This is a genomic window from Mycoplana sp. MJR14 (assembly GCF_029210525.1).
Lineage (GTDB): Bacteria > Pseudomonadota > Alphaproteobacteria > Rhizobiales > Rhizobiaceae > Mycoplana.
This window is the reverse complement of the sequence record NZ_JARGEO010000004.1, coordinates 134,819-148,264: the sequence shown is the minus strand read 5'-3', so window position 1 is coordinate 148,264 and position 13,446 is coordinate 134,819. Positions and strand designations below refer to the sequence as shown.

The 13,446-nt window shown below is 67.9% G+C and carries 12 protein-coding genes; 8 read left to right on the top strand and 4 right to left on the bottom strand.

What is annotated here, in order from left to right; all coding sequences use genetic code 11:
• Nucleotides 1–8: 8 nt before the first annotated feature.
• On the bottom strand, nucleotides 9–995 hold the full coding sequence (locus P0086_RS11385; RefSeq protein ID WP_275785484.1) for a BMP family protein: 987 nt from the start codon (nucleotides 993–995) through the stop codon (nucleotides 9–11).
• 333 nt (nucleotides 996–1,328) lie between these two features.
• Here P0086_RS11385 and P0086_RS11380 point away from each other — a divergent pair, with 333 nt between their 5' ends.
• From P0086_RS11380 to P0086_RS11370, 3 genes are all read left to right on the top strand, one after another.
• Complete coding sequence (locus P0086_RS11380) at nucleotides 1,329–2,972, top strand: phosphoethanolamine--lipid A transferase (RefSeq protein WP_275785481.1); 1,644 nt, start codon at nucleotides 1,329–1,331, stop codon at nucleotides 2,970–2,972.
• A 101-nt stretch (nucleotides 2,973–3,073) separates the two neighbouring features.
• Entirely contained in the window at nucleotides 3,074–3,736 is a 663-nt protein-coding gene (locus P0086_RS11375) for a response regulator transcription factor (protein WP_148651660.1), read from the top strand.
• Nucleotides 3,733–5,085 carry a HAMP domain-containing sensor histidine kinase gene (locus tag P0086_RS11370; protein ID WP_275785478.1) on the top strand — a complete coding sequence of 451 codons (1,353 nt, stop codon included), beginning with the start codon at nucleotides 3,733–3,735 and terminating at the stop codon, nucleotides 5,083–5,085. Before P0086_RS11375 ends, P0086_RS11370 begins: the two co-directional genes overlap by 4 nt.
• Nucleotides 5,086–5,144: 59 nt before the next feature.
• On the opposite strand, the gene P0086_RS11365 is transcribed toward P0086_RS11370, so the two are convergent.
• Together P0086_RS11365 and P0086_RS11360 are read right to left on the bottom strand one after the other, a co-directional pair.
• A complete protein-coding gene (locus P0086_RS11365; protein ID WP_112599409.1) occupies nucleotides 5,145–5,351 on the bottom strand; it encodes a DUF1737 domain-containing protein in 207 nt (68 codons plus the stop codon).
• On the bottom strand, nucleotides 5,348–6,259 hold the full coding sequence (locus tag P0086_RS11360) for a CoA ester lyase (RefSeq protein ID WP_275785474.1): 912 nt from the start codon (nucleotides 6,257–6,259) through the stop codon (nucleotides 5,348–5,350). The genes P0086_RS11365 and P0086_RS11360 overlap by 4 nt, the downstream gene beginning before the upstream one ends.
• 167 nt (nucleotides 6,260–6,426) lie before the next feature.
• Here P0086_RS11360 and P0086_RS11355 point away from each other — a divergent pair, with 167 nt between their 5' ends.
• The 4 genes from P0086_RS11355 (at nucleotide 6,427) to P0086_RS11340 (ending at nucleotide 8,895) form a co-directional block, all read left to right on the top strand.
• The gene (locus P0086_RS11355) at nucleotides 6,427–6,675 is read left to right on the top strand and encodes a hypothetical protein (protein ID WP_112610555.1); all 249 of its coding nucleotides are present in this window, start codon (nucleotides 6,427–6,429) and stop codon (nucleotides 6,673–6,675) included.
• A 146-nt stretch (nucleotides 6,676–6,821) separates the two neighbouring features.
• Nucleotides 6,822–7,427, top strand: coding sequence for a 3-isopropylmalate dehydratase small subunit (gene leuD / locus P0086_RS11350; protein ID WP_112614121.1), 606 nt, complete (start codon nucleotides 6,822–6,824; stop codon nucleotides 7,425–7,427).
• Between the two features lie 14 nt (nucleotides 7,428–7,441).
• A complete protein-coding gene (locus P0086_RS11345; RefSeq protein WP_275785471.1) occupies nucleotides 7,442–7,822 on the top strand; it encodes a RidA family protein in 381 nt (126 codons plus the stop codon).
• Between the two features lie 638 nt (nucleotides 7,823–8,460).
• Entirely contained in the window at nucleotides 8,461–8,895 is a 435-nt protein-coding gene (locus P0086_RS11340) for a metallopeptidase family protein (RefSeq protein ID WP_112599404.1), read from the top strand.
• 64 nt (nucleotides 8,896–8,959) lie between these two features.
• On the opposite strand, the gene putA is transcribed toward P0086_RS11340, so the two are convergent.
• Nucleotides 8,960–12,661, bottom strand: a complete 3,702-nt coding sequence (putA, locus tag P0086_RS11335) for a trifunctional transcriptional regulator/proline dehydrogenase/L-glutamate gamma-semialdehyde dehydrogenase (protein WP_275785469.1) — start codon at nucleotides 12,659–12,661, stop codon at nucleotides 8,960–8,962.
• 189 nt (nucleotides 12,662–12,850) lie between these two features.
• On the opposite strand from putA, the gene P0086_RS11330 reads away from it, so the two are divergent.
• Nucleotides 12,851–13,345 carry an Lrp/AsnC ligand binding domain-containing protein gene (locus P0086_RS11330; RefSeq protein WP_112596759.1) on the top strand — a complete coding sequence of 165 codons (495 nt, stop codon included), beginning with the start codon at nucleotides 12,851–12,853 and terminating at the stop codon, nucleotides 13,343–13,345.
• Nucleotides 13,346–13,446: the final 101 nt, after the last annotated feature.

The window sequence follows — 13,446 nt, the reverse complement described above, 5'->3', positions numbered from 1 at the left end:
AGGTCTGCTTACTTCGGCTCTTCCATCATGATCGGCACCTCGAAGGTGCCGGCCTTGATCTCGGCCCGCTTGGTCTCCATCGCGGCTTCCGCATCGGCCGGCGCCACGCCCTTGACGTAGACGATGTCGCTGCCGCCTTCCTTCATCAGCCCGAAGGCGGTGTAGCTCTTGCCGACCGGCTTGCCGGCGTTGACGTCGGCGACGGCCGCATCGAGGATCGGCCGGAAGTACCACATGGCATTGGCGAAGACCGTGTCGGGGTAGCGCGGGGTGTAGTCGAGCAGCGAGCCGACCGACTTGATGCCGCGCTCCTTGGCGGCGTCGGCGGTGCCGATGCGCTCGCCGAACAGGATGTCGGCGCCGCCGTCGATCTGGGCCAGGCCCGCCTCGCGCGCCTTCGGCGGGTCAAAGAAGGTGCCTATGAACGAGACGAGGTGCTTGGCGTCGGGATTGACCGCCTTCACGCCGGCGGCAAAGGCGTTGATCAGCATGTTGACCTCGGGGATCGGGATCGCCCCGACCGAACCGACGACGTTGGACTTCGTCATCTTGCCGGCCAGCATGCCGGCGAGATAGGCGCCGTCATGGTTCCAGGTGCCGAACACGCCGAAATTGTCGCCGGCGGCATCGCCGCTCGAGCCCATCAGGAAGGCGGTGTCCGGATAGTCGGCCGCGACCTGCCGCGCCTCGCGCTCGACCGCGTAGGACTCGCCGACGATCAGCTTGTTGCCCTGTTCGGCATATTCGCGCATCGCCCGCGGATAGTCGGTGCCGGAGACGCCCTCGGAGAAGGTGTATTCGATCACGCCGTCCTTGGCGGCCGCCTGCAGCGCTTCGTGCAGGCGCGAGTTCCAGGCGTTTTCGACCGGCGAGGCGTGGATGCCCGCGACCTTCAGCGGCGCCTGCGCGCGTGCCTGCGGCAGGAAGGCGCCGGCACCGAGGACGAGACCGCCGGCAAGAACCGTGCGGCGTTTGATCTGAAGGCTGCCCGTCATGTTTTCGTTCCCCTTACTTTGACCAATTGGTTCAAAAATTCATAGGTTTCGCACAAAAACGAGTCAAGCGCGCCGGCCGCCTACAAATTCGCCAGCAAGCGCTTTCTCGCCGCGCGACGGAGGCGGAGGACCGCCAGCCGGCAGACGGCGGGCGCTCTCGCGGCCCGGCCGCGTTCAGGTTGCTGTCAGTTTCCTCCGCCAGTTTCCCGAAAAATCGGAACGGACCGGCCGGCGCGCGTCTTGCCGTCCCGTCCCTCGCCGGGCCGCGCATCGCTCTCCAATGCCGCGGGTGGCGCGAAGAACTGAAAGCGTATCGGAGCGAAAAGGCCACCCATGGCGACCATCACGGACAGCCTCGCCGCGAGCGGGCGCAGCCTTCGCCCGTCGATCGGCGCGATCGCCCTGAGTTTTCTCGTCGTTTTGTTCGTCGTCGCAACCGCAAACCGGACCTTCTGGGCGAAGACGGCGCTCTATTTCGGCGGCACGCCGCAGGCCCTGGCGGTCTTCGCGGTCGGCCTTGTCGCCCTGCTTCTGGCCGTCTGCATCGCCCTTTCGATGCGGTTCGTCGCCAAGCCGCTGTTCATCTTCCTCATTCTCGCCAGCGCCTGCGCCTCCTGGTTCATGGATCGCTTCGGCGTCGTCATCAATGTCGACATGATCCGCAACGCCGCCGAGACGACCCATGCCGAAGCCGGCAACCTGATCACGCCCGCCTTCGTCTGGCACATCGTGCTCTTCGGCATCGTCCCGTCGCTGCTGGTCGCCTGGGTCCGCGTCACGCACCGGCCCTTCCTGGCCAAGGCAAGGTTCAATTCCTTCTTCGTCCTGCCGCTGCTGCTGGTCGCGGTCCTGGCGGCCTCGACGCAGATGCGCCTGCTGATCACGACGAGCCGCACCCATCACGACTGGCTTGCGAGCCTCAACCCGATCGGCCCGATCGTCGGCGCCGTGCGCTATGCGGCCAGCACCGAGGGCGAGGCGAACATCGTCGTCGAGCCGCTCGGCCGGGATGCGCATGTGGCGGCCCCGGCCGGTCGCAAGCCGAAGGTGGTGGTCGTCGTGGCCGGCGAGACGGCACGGGCGCAGAACGTCTCGCTCGGCGGCTACGGACGCCCGACGACGCCCGAGCTCGCGGCGCGCGACGTCACCTATTTCCCCGACACGACGAGCTGCGGCACCGCGACGGCCGTGTCGCTGCCCTGCATGTTCTCCATCTATACCCGCGCCACCTATACCCACCGCAAGGGACTGTCGACGGAGAGCCTGCTCGATGTGCTGTCGCATGCGGGCATTGCCGCGGAGTGGTGGGACAACAACACCGGTGACAAGGGCGTGGCCGACCGGGTCACCTACCGCTTCCTCCCCGACAGCGCCGATCCCCGTTTCTGCACAGACGGCGAATGCAAGGACGGCATCCTGCTGGACCGGCTCGGACCCTGGCTCGACGGCGTGACCAGGGACAGCGTGCTCGTCATCCACCAGCTCGGCAGCCACGGCCCCTCCTACTACGAGCGCTATCCGGACGCCTATCGCCGCTTCACGCCCGACTGCCGCACGGCCGAGTTCGCCGATTGCAGCCGCGAAGAGATCGTCAATGCCTATGACAACACGATCGCCTATACCGACCACGTGCTGGCGACCGTCATCGATATGCTGAAGAACCATCAGGACCGGTTCGACGCCTCGATGATCTACATGTCCGACCATGGCGAATCGCTCGGCGAGAACGGGCTCTATCTCCACGGTGCCCCCTACATGATCGCGCCGAAGGAGCAGACGCAGGTCCCCTTCGTCCTCTGGCTCGGCGGACAGGACCGTGCGGCGGTGAATGGCGCCTGCCTCCGGCAGCGCGCCGGCGAGCCCGCCTCGCACGACAATCTCTTCCACACGGTGCTGGGGCTGATGGCGGTGGAAACCCGCATCTACGACCCATCCCTGGACGTCCTGTCCCGGTGCCGCAACGAATCTTCCAGCTGATGCCGGTGACCACGGTGCAAGACGGCTTGATCGCGGCCGGAAAAATCCGGACGATGGGCGCCGGCGCGTCCGCCTCGGACGCGCTTGCGGAGGGAGGCCATATGCGGGTGCTACTGATCGAGGACGACGCCATCCTCGGCGAGGCGGTGCGCGACCATGTCGCCGCCGGTGGCCATGCCGTGGACTGGGTGCGCGCGCTCGACGACGCCCGTGCCGCGGCAAAGGCGGTCAACTACGCGCTCATCCTGCTCGACCTGCGCCTGCCGGACGGCAGCGGCATCGCCTTCCTCAGAACCCTGCGCGAGGCCGGCGACCGGACGCCGGTGATCATCCTGACCGCGCACGACCAGATCTCCGACCGCATCGAGGGGCTGAACAGCGGTGCCGACGACTATCTCGTCAAGCCGTTCAACCTCGGCGAACTGTCCGCCCGCATGCTCGCCGTCGCCCGCCGCTATGGCGGCAACCCCTCCCCGGTCATTCGCCTGGGCCCGCTGGAAATCGGCCCGGCCGACCGCCGGATCGTGTCCGACGGCCGGGAGATCATCCTTTCGGGGCGCGAATGGGCGGTGCTCGACACGCTGCTCGCCCGCCCCGGCGCCACCGTCTCCAAAGGGCAGATCGAGGAGGCGCTCTACGCCTTCGGCTCGGAGATCGAGAGCAACACGGTCGAGGTCTATGTCAGCCGCGTGCGCAAGAAGCTCGGCCACGACCACATCCTCACCGTGCGCGGCGTCGGCTACCGACTCGGGACCTCGGCATGAGGGAAGGCAGCATCACCCGCAAGTTGACGCTGGCGCTCTCCGGCGCGCTCGCCTGCTTCTGGCTGCTCGCCGCGGGCCTCGGCGTCATGGTCATGCAGGACGAATTCGCCGAGATCTTCGACAGCGCCCTGCAGGAGACGGCCGAGCGCCTGCTGATCCTGGTCGCCGACGACGTGGACCGCGGCGACGCGGCCGGCTCGAACGCCCGGTTCGAGAACGTGGTGCCGGCATCCGGCGAGGAATACCTGACCTATCAGCTGCGCAACGACAGCGGCGCCGTGCTGCTGCGCTCGCACGACGCCCCGGCGGCGCCCTTCGACGCCCCGCTCCGGCAGGGGTTCTGGGGCGACGACACCCACAAGTTCTATACCGCCGTCACCGCCGGCGATGGCGACCGGCTCTACCTGCAGGTGGCCGATGCGCTCGCCAACCGTCGCGAGGCCCTGATCGAGGGCGCGACGGCGCTGTTTCTGCCGGTGCTCTTGCTGGTGCCGGTGAGCATCGCGCTCGTCTGGTTCATCGTGCGCCGGTTGCTCGCCCCGATCGACGAGCTGCGCCAGGCGATCGCCAGCAAGGACGGCGGCAACCTCGCCGTGATCGCCCGCGAGGGCCTGCCGCAGGAACTGCTGCCGATCGTCCGCTCGGTCAACCTGCTGCTGGCGCGCCTGAAGGCCGCGCTCGACGCCGAGCGGGAGTTCACCGCCAACAGCGCCCACGAGCTGCGCACGCCGATCGCCGGCGCCCTGGCCCAGACCCAGGTGCTGATCGACGAGCTGCCGGCAGGGCCGAAGAAGGCCCGCGCCCGCCAGATCGAGGCCTCGCTCCTCAAGCTCGGCCATCTGGCGGAGAAGCTGCTGCAGCTTGCCCGCGCCGAAGCCGGGCTCGGCACGGCCGAGACGCCGGTCGACCTCGCCCGCGTGCTGGAGCTGGTGGTGCTCGACTTCCAGCGCGACCCCGACGAAGCCGGGCGCCTGCGGCTTCACCGCACCGACGGCGCCACCCTCCGCCGCGCGGCGAGCGAGGACGGCTTTGCGATCGCGCTGCGCAACCTGATCGAGAACGCGCTGGTGCACGGCACGGCGGCGGCACCGGTCGATGTGTTTCTCGATCGCGACGGCACGGTCCGGATCGTCAATGACGGCCCGCGGCTCGCCGACTGGGAGCTGGACATGATCCGCAGGCGTTTCGGCCGCGGTCCGACCGCGGCCAAGGGATCCGGGCTGGGGATCTCGATCGCCGAGCGGCTTCTGGCGCAGATGCAGGCGCGCCTCGAACTGGTCTCGCCGCCGGAGGGACGCAGCGGCGGCCTCGAGGCGCGGATCGTCTTCGATGCCCCTCGGGCGGGCTGAGCCCGACCGAAATCACATTGCCGAAACCTGACGCCGCCGGAAGCGGGTGGCGGGAGCGGTTATTGCTCCGAGAGCTTGATGTCGGGGTGATATTCCTTGCCCTCGACTTCCTTCACCACCGCCTGGCCGCACTGCATCAGCTTGGTTTCGGCATTATAGGCGTAGGTCGGCGAGCCGTGCAGCGACCAGCCCTTGTTCAGGGCGAGCGTCACCTTGTGGCAGAAGGAGGCGTCGTCGGGGCCGGTGAGGAAGCGATAGACTTTCATGGGGACTTCTCTTTGTCTGCGATGAGGTCTGCCTTGGCGAGCAGGCGTTGTGCCTGCGCGAGGTGGAGGCGCTCCACCATGCGGCCGTCGAGGTTGAGGGCGCCCTTGCCGGCGCTCTCCGGCAGGGCGAAGGCTGCGACGATGGCGCGCGCGGCGGCGGCCGCGGCCGCGGGGACGCCGAAGGCCCGATTCGCGCCGTCGATCTGGGCCGGGTGGATCAGCATCTTGCCGTCGAAGCCCATCTGCCGGCCCTGCTCGCATTCGGCGGCGAAGGCTTCGAGATCGGCAAAGTCGTTGTGCACGCTGTCGATGATGTCCAGCCCCGAGGCGCGCGCGGCGACGATCGCCTGCATCAGGAGCGGCACGAGATAGGGGCGGCCGGGCATGTCGGCAATGCCGGTGGCAAGCCGCAGGTCGTTGAGCCCGATCACCAGGCAGTCCAGTCCGCTGCCGCTGGTGCGCCCGACCTCGGCGATCGCGGCGATGTTGAGGATCGCCGCCGGCGTCTCGATCATCGCCCACAGGCGCGGGCCGTCGTCGGCGCCCTGCTCGCTCAGCCAGTCCGCCACGGCCAGCACGTCCTGCGGCTCGCAGACCTTCGGCAGCAGCACCGCATCGGGCGCGCATTCGAGCACCGCCTCGAGATCGGCGGCGCCGTCGTCCTCCGACAGGGGGTTGACGCGGACGATATGCTCGCGCCCACAGGTGCGATCGAGCGTCGAAAAATGCCGCTTCAGCGCCGCGCGCGCCTCCGCCTTCTTCTCCGGCGCCACGGAATCCTCAAGATCGAAGATTACCCCGTCGCAGGCGAGCGTCTTCGACTTCTCCAGCGCCCGCGCATTGCTGGCCGGGACGCTGAGCAGCGACCGGCGCACACGGAGCGGATGATTCTGGAACGGCGTGTTCATGACGTCTTCATGCCCCGCTTCCGGCAAATCGGCAAGGGCCCGCCGGGATGTCGGGGCCGAACTGACGATCCGCAAACTGCGACATTCTGGCTCTCCCCGCGCGACTGTCACAGCCTTGTAATGAACACATTCACTGCCCACATTCGTTTCCAGAGAAAGGGCCAGTCATGCAAAGCATCCGCTCCATCTTCCTCGCTACCGCAGCCATCGTCATCGCCGGCGCGACGCTCGTCTTCGCCGCCTCGATCGGGCTCGCCCTCGCCGGCATCGCCTCGGTCGTGATGCTGGGGAGCTGGATCTCTGCGAAACTCCAGCCGACGCCCGTCCGCGCCAGGGTCTACGCCCGCACCGGCAAGCCCGGCCAGCGCGAGCCGCGCGTCTGGAACGACGGCCGCGGCACGATCATCGACCTCTGATTGCCAACCGGGTCTTTCACCCGGGCAGGCCGCCGGTCCCCGGCGGCCCCGATCTGCGTTCCGGCGCAAGATTCTTCTTCAATTCCCCGTGAAACTGCACTAAACGCAAACCCGGAACGATCCGCATCGCAATCGAGGTTCACGTCATGGACAAGTTCGTCAAGCTGACCGGCGTCGCCGCGCCCCTGCCCGTCGTCAATATCGACACGGACATGATCATTCCGAAGGACTACCTGAAGACCATCAAGCGGACCGGTCTCGGCAAGGGTCTCTTCGCGGAAGCGCGCTACAACGAGGACGGCTCGCCGAACCCGGATTTCGTGCTGAACAAGCCCGCCTACCAGAACGCCAGCATCCTCGTCGCCGGCGACAACTTCGGCTGCGGCTCCTCGCGCGAGCATGCCCCCTGGGCGCTCCTCGATTTCGGCATCCGCTGCGTCATCTCCACCTCGTTCGCCGACATCTTCTACAACAACTGTTTCAAGAACGGCATCCTGCCGATCGTCGTCAGCCCCGAGAACCTCGAGAAGCTGATGGACGACGCCAGCCGCGGCTCCAACGCCGTCCTGACCGTCGACCTCGAGGCGCAGGAAATCTCCGGTCCCGACGGCGGCAAGATCGCCTTCGAGATCGATGCCTTCCGCCGCCACTGCCTGCTGAACGGCCTCGACGACATCGGCCTGACGCTCGAGAAGTCGGCCGCGATCGACAGCTTCGAGAAAACCACCGCCGCAGCCCGCCCCTGGGCCTGAGCGGCCCTTCGGACATGCGCCGCCTGGTCTCCTCCGGATCGCCCTTCGAACGCACCGCCGGCTATTCGCGGGCGGTGGTGCAGGGCGACTGGTGCTTCGTCTCCGGCACGACCGGCTACGACTATGCCACCATGACGATGCCGGACGGCGTCGAGGCGCAGACCCGCAACTGCCTCGCGACCATCCGCAAGGCCATGGACGAGGCGGGCTTTGCCCTCGCCGACGTGGTGCGCTGCCACTACTACGTGACGGACGCGTCGTTCGCCGACATCGTCTTCCCGATCCTCGGCGAGGCCTTCGGCGAAATCCGCCCGGCCGCGACGATGATCGTCTGCGACCTGATCAAGCCGGAAATGCTGATCGAGATCGAGGTTACCGCGCTGCGGCAGCGCTGACCGGCCATTGCAGAACAAGGAACAGGGTATGCGCCCGCGTTCACGTGCGGAAGCCGCCGTGGCATGAGCATCGTTTCGGACGGGGCACCGGGAGCTGCCTCATCTGAAATTCAATAGCGTGCACCTTTCAGTGCCCCGTTCGGCGGTTGTTGCCCGCAACTCTGCCCTTCTGCTTCCGCGGATTTCGGTCCGCGGCCCGTGCGCCACCCGGACGCATCCGGAGCGAAACTCGGGATACCCCGCCGTCTCCAGAGGAGGGCCTTTCTGCGCACCCCCGATGCCGGGACTTGCGTCCTTTCCGAGGCACCGGGCGCCGGCCCCGCCTCGCCGCGACGTCTCGCGGTGCATCCGATGGCTGAACGGAACGATGCTGCCACGGCCGAAGAACACGAGGATGGGCAGAGCACGGAATTTTGGCGCGACAAGACCCGTGTTGGCGACAACGCAGGAAATACGAAATATTATCAAATACTTGATATAGAGCAGATCGAAGATCTGCCTGCCGGGCCGATCGGCCGACGCAGGGGCCGTCCCCGCAATCGCGGGAGCGGTCCCCGCTGGCGGCGGCCCGGCGGGTGCGGGAATTCATCCCTCGAAAAGCGTGGGCGAAATGCTATATGACATGTAAAGGAGCGCTCATGGCCCGCATCGACCAGACCGAAGATTGGCGCAACCGCCACGCCCCGACGATCAGCACCTTCGAATCGCTGGCGCTGGAGGCCTATGGTCACCTGCCGGAGGAATTCCGCGCGCTCACGGGCAACCTGATCATCGAGATCTCCGACTTTCCGACCGACGACGTCTTCGAGGACATGGCGCTGGAGACCCCGTTCGACCTGCTCGGGCTGTTCGAGGGACGCGGCATCTCCGAGCGCTTTACCGTCGAGACAGGCGAGATGCCGAACCGCATCACCCTCTACCGGCGCCCGATCCTCGACTACTGGGCCGAGAACGAGGAAACGCTGGGCGACATCGTCACCCACGTTCTGATCCACGAGATCGGCCATCATTTCGGCCTTTCCGACGACGACATGGAGCGCATCGAGGCCAGCGCCGAGATCGCCGCGGGCTGAGGCAGCCGTCCGGCGGGCGGCGACGGCACCCGAAGGGTCGGGCGCCTGCGCCGTCGCCCGAGGCTCAGCCGATCGCCATCAGGCTGGCATTGCCGCCGGCGGCCGTGGTGTTGATCGAGGTCGAGACCTCCTCCAGCAGCCAGTTCAGGCAATAGGCCTCCGCATTGGCGGCGGCGATCGCCGCGCTCGAGGCGGCCTGCACCAGCACCAGCGGGCCCGGCAGGGCGGCAATCCTTTCATTGGCCGCGCGGATCTGTTCGCCATCGCCCTCGACCAGCGCGCCGGCGAAAGGCCCGCTCTTCTCCCAGTCGTTCGACCAGGCGATGCGGGCGGCAACGCTCGCCGGCAGGTCCTTCAGCACCGGCTGCAGGCCGCACGCCGTATCGATCACGACCCGATTGCCGGTGGCGAGCGCGGCCACGATCTGGGCGTAGAGACCGCCTTCCGTCTGCGGCACCAGCAGCACCTGCCCGCGCGGATGCAGCGCATAGAGATTGCGCTCGCCGACCGGACCGGGCAGCTCGATGTCGAGGCCGAGCGCCGAGGTGCTGCCGGTGTCGCGGGCCGCCTGCGCCTGCGCATTCATGCCGCGCTGGCCGAGCCAGCGGGCAAAATCCGTCAGCGCCGGGTCGGTGTGCACCGAGCTGTGCTGCGGCGGGATCGGTGCGGTCCTGACGAGGCGGCCGAGATAGAGCGGGCCGCCGGCTTTCGGCCCGGTGCCGGAGAGGCCGCGGCCGCCGAAGGGCTGGACGCCGACGACGGCGCCGATGATGTTGCGGTTGACGTAGAGGTTGCCCGCCTTCACCCGGCTCGTCACATGCGCGATCGTCTCGTCGAGGCGCGTATGCAGGCCGAAGGTGAGGCCGTAGCCGGTGGCGTTGATGTCGTCGATCAGCTTGTCGAGCTCGTCGCGCTTGAAGCGGATCACGTGCAGCACCGGCCCGAACACCTCGCGCTTCAGCTCCGTCAGGCTGCCGAGCTCGATGATCGTCGGCGGCACGAAGGTACCCTCGGCGGTCGCCGCGTCGAGACCGATCTGCTCGACCTTGCGGCCCTTGCCGCGCATCGCCTCGACATGCGTCTCGATGATGCCCTTGGCCTCGGCGGTGATGACCGGGCCGATATCGACGCTGAGCCTGTCGGTGCGGCCGATCTTCAGCTCGTGCAGCGCCCCCTTGAGCATGCCGAGCGTGCGGTCGGCTATGTCGTCCTGCAGGCAGAGCACGCGCAGCGCCGAGCAGCGCTGGCCGGCGCTGTCGAAGGCGGATGCGATCACGTCGAAGACCACCTGCTCGGCGAGCGCCGACGAATCGACGATCATCGCGTTCTGGCCGCCGGTCTCGGCGATCAGCGGGATCGGCCGCCCGTCGGCCGAAAGCCGGCCGGCGAGCTGCGCCTGGATCAGGCGGGCGACCTCGGTCGAGCCGGTGAACATGACGCCGGCCGTCTCAGGAGCGGCGACGAGCGCCGCGCCCACCCGGCCGTCGCCCGGCAGAAGCTGCAGCACCTCGGCCGGAATGCCGGCCTCGTGCAGCAGCCGCACGCCTTCGGCGGCGATCAGCGGCGTCTCCTCGGCGGGCTTGGCCAGCACCGGATTGCCGGTGACGAGCGCGGCAGCGATCTGGCCTGTGAAGATCGCCAGCGGGAAGTTCCACGGGCTGATGCAGACGACCGGGCCGAGCGGCGCATGCGCCGGGCCGAGTGTGCGCCGGGCCTGTTCGGCATAGTAGCGCAGGAAATCGATCGCCTCGCGCACCTCAGCGATGGCGTTCGGCAGCGATTTTCCGGCCTCGCGCGCGATCAGCCCGAGCAGGGTCGGCATGCGCGCCTGCATGGCATCGGCAGCACGGGTGAGGCTGGCGGCCCGCTCGGCGGGGGAGACGGCGGCCCAGCGGGGGGCGGCGGCAGCGGCGAGCGAAACGGCGGCCCGCGCCGTCTCCTCGGATGCCTCGGTCACCGTGCCGACCACGTCTCGACGGTCGCCCGGGTTGAGCACGTCGCGGGTGACGCCGCCGGCAGCGCCGGTCGCAAGCTGCGGCTCGGCCTTCCAGGCGATGGCGGCGCTCTTTTCGAGCGCCTCCGTCAGCGTGGCGAGCGTCGTCTCGTCGGAGAGGTCGAGGCCGGCGGAATTCGGCCGCGCCCCATAGAGATTGGCCGGCAGCGAAATCTGGTCGTGGCGGGCGCCGACGACCGCCATCGCGCGGACGACCTCGACCGGATCGGCGACGAGCTCGTCGATCGAGACGGCCGGATCGGCGATGCGATTGACGAAGGAGGAGTTGGCGCCGTTCTCCAGCAGCCGGCGGACGAGATAGGCAAGCAGCGTCTCGTGCGTGCCGACCGGGGCGTAGATGCGGCAGGGCCGGTCGAGGTTGCCGCGGCCGACCACCTCGTCATAGAGCGGCTCGCCCATGCCGTGCAGGCACTGGAACTCGTATTTGCCGACGGTGAAATCGGGGCCGGCGAGATGGTAGATGGCCGAAAGCGTCTGGGCGTTGTGGGTGGCGAACTGCGGAAAGACCACGTCGGCCGCGGCCAGAAGCTTGCGCGCGCAGGCGATGTAGGAGACGTCGGTGTGCACCTTTCGGGTATAGACCGGGAAATCGGCAAGCCCGTCCACCTGCGCCCGCTTGATCTCGGCATCCCAGTAGGCGCCCTTGACGAGGCGCACCATGATGCGCCGGCCGGAGCGGCGGGCGAGATCGATGATGAAATCGAGCACGAACGGGCAGCGCTTGCCATAGGCCTGGACGACGAAGCCCATGCCGTTCCAGCCGGATAGGTCGGGATCGGTGCAGAGGCTTTCCAGCAGGTCCAGCGACAGCTCCAGCCGGTCGGCCTCCTCCGCGTCGATGTTGAGGCCGATGTCGTAGCGCTTCGAGAGCAGCGCCAGCGCCTTCACCTTCGGCAGCAGCTCGTCCATGACGCGTTCGGCCTGGGCGCGCGCATAGCGCGGATGCAGCGCCGACAGCTTGATCGAGATGCCGGGGCCCTCGTAGATGCCGCGGCCGGCCGAGGCCTTGCCGATCGCATGGATGGCGTTCTCGTAGTCGCGATAGTAGCGCGCGGCATCGGCCGCCGTCGTCGCCGCCTCGCCCAGCATGTCGTAGGAATAGCGGAAGCCCTTCTGCTCCAAGGCGCGCGAGCGGGAGAGCGCCTCCTCGATCGTCTCGCCGGTGACGAACTGCTCGCCCATCATCCGCATCGCCATGTCGACGCCGCGGCGGATGACCGGCTCGCCGCAGCGGGCGATCAGCCGGGTCAGCGCCGCAGACAGGCTGCGGTCGTTGACGGTGCCGGTGAGCTTGCCGGTGACGACGAGGCCCCAGGTCGCGGCGTTGACGAACAGCGAGCGGCCGCCGCCGATATGCGACTTCCAGTCGCCGTCGGCGATCTTGTCGCGAATCAGCGCATCGCGGGTAGCCGTGTCGGGGATGCGCAGCAGCGCTTCCGCCAGGCACATCAGCGCCACGCCCTCCTGGCTCGACAGCGAATATTCATGCACCAGCCCCTCGACGCCCGTGCCCTTGTGCTTGGCCCGCAGCGCGGCGATCAGCGTGCGGGCGGTGGCGGCGATCGCCGCGCGCTGTTCGGCGCTCACGGTCGCCGCCTCCAGAAGCGGCGCCAGGCATTCCGCCTCCGGCCGGCGATAGGCTTCGGTGATCGCCCGGCGCAGCGGACCCTGCGGGCGGATCGGCGGGGCGAAATCGGCAAAGGGGCGACCGGCGGGGATCGTGGTCTGCTTCGAGGGGGAGGTCTTGCTCATGGCGGCGCTCTTGGTTGGTGGGGCATCGCGACCGGTCGCCCGGCCGGGCCGCGCCGCTTCGCCGGCATTCGCCGGCGCCTCGTCTCGCAGCCCTGGAATGGTAGCACCGATGCGAAATCCATGTTGACTTGATTTCGATCCGAATTAGTCCGATTAAGCTGAATGAGACCCACTTTGAAGGCAATTCGGATGGCGAAGGCGCAGACGATCGACGATTTGGACCAGTTCGACATTCGCATCCTCGACGTCCTCAGCCAGGACGGGCGGATCTCCGTGACAGAGTTGTCCAAGCGGGTGGGCCTGTCAAAGACGCCCTGCCAGGCACGCCTGAAGCGGCTGATCGACGAGGGCTTCATTCTCGGCTTCCACGCCGAGATCAACCTGCGCAAGCTCGGCCTCGACCATGTCGCCTTTGCCGAGGTCAAGCTGTCGGACACGCGCGAGAAGGCGCTGGAGGCGTTCAACAGTGCGGTGCGCCGCATCCAGGAAGTGGAGGAATGCCACATGATCGCCGGCTCCTTCGACTATCTCCTGAAGGTGCGCACCTCCGACATCCGCCGCTACCGCGAAGTGCTGGGAGAGAAGATCTCCAGCCTGCCGAACGTCGCCAACACCTCCACCTTCGTCGTCATGCAGGCGGTCAAGGACAGCGGCGCTGCGGGTTCGCCGGCGGCCCTGCTCTAGCGGGCACGCCGGCCGACCTGTTTGCTCCTGTCGCACGGCGGCACGCTGATTGCACAATGGAAACCTGACGTTAACCATGCGCCCCGTATGCAGGACCGACC

What these genes read in the sequence shown, in the direction of transcription:
- P0086_RS11345 (WP_275785471.1), top strand. Translation starts at nt 7,442, where the DNA reads ATGCGCCGCCTGGTCTCCTCCGGATCGCCCTTCGAACGCACCGCCGGC.
- P0086_RS11370 (WP_275785478.1), top strand. Translation starts at nt 3,733, where the DNA reads ATGAGGGAAGGCAGCATCACCCGCAAGTTGACGCTGGCGCTCTCCGGC.
- putA (WP_275785469.1), bottom strand. Translation starts at nt 12,661, where the DNA reads ATGAGCAAGACCTCCCCCTCGAAGCAGACCACGATCCCCGCCGGTCGC.
- P0086_RS11365 (WP_112599409.1), bottom strand. Translation starts at nt 5,351, where the DNA reads ATGAAAGTCTATCGCTTCCTCACCGGCCCCGACGACGCCTCCTTCTGC.
- P0086_RS11385 (WP_275785484.1), bottom strand. Translation starts at nt 995, where the DNA reads ATGACGGGCAGCCTTCAGATCAAACGCCGCACGGTTCTTGCCGGCGGT.
- P0086_RS11360 (WP_275785474.1), bottom strand. Translation starts at nt 6,259, where the DNA reads ATGAACACGCCGTTCCAGAATCATCCGCTCCGTGTGCGCCGGTCGCTG.
- P0086_RS11330 (WP_112596759.1), top strand. Translation starts at nt 12,851, where the DNA reads ATGGCGAAGGCGCAGACGATCGACGATTTGGACCAGTTCGACATTCGC.
- P0086_RS11340 (WP_112599404.1), top strand. Translation starts at nt 8,461, where the DNA reads ATGGCCCGCATCGACCAGACCGAAGATTGGCGCAACCGCCACGCCCCG.
- P0086_RS11355 (WP_112610555.1), top strand. Translation starts at nt 6,427, where the DNA reads ATGCAAAGCATCCGCTCCATCTTCCTCGCTACCGCAGCCATCGTCATC.
- P0086_RS11375 (WP_148651660.1), top strand. Translation starts at nt 3,074, where the DNA reads ATGCGGGTGCTACTGATCGAGGACGACGCCATCCTCGGCGAGGCGGTG.
- P0086_RS11380 (WP_275785481.1), top strand. Translation starts at nt 1,329, where the DNA reads ATGGCGACCATCACGGACAGCCTCGCCGCGAGCGGGCGCAGCCTTCGC.
- leuD (WP_112614121.1), top strand. Translation starts at nt 6,822, where the DNA reads ATGGACAAGTTCGTCAAGCTGACCGGCGTCGCCGCGCCCCTGCCCGTC.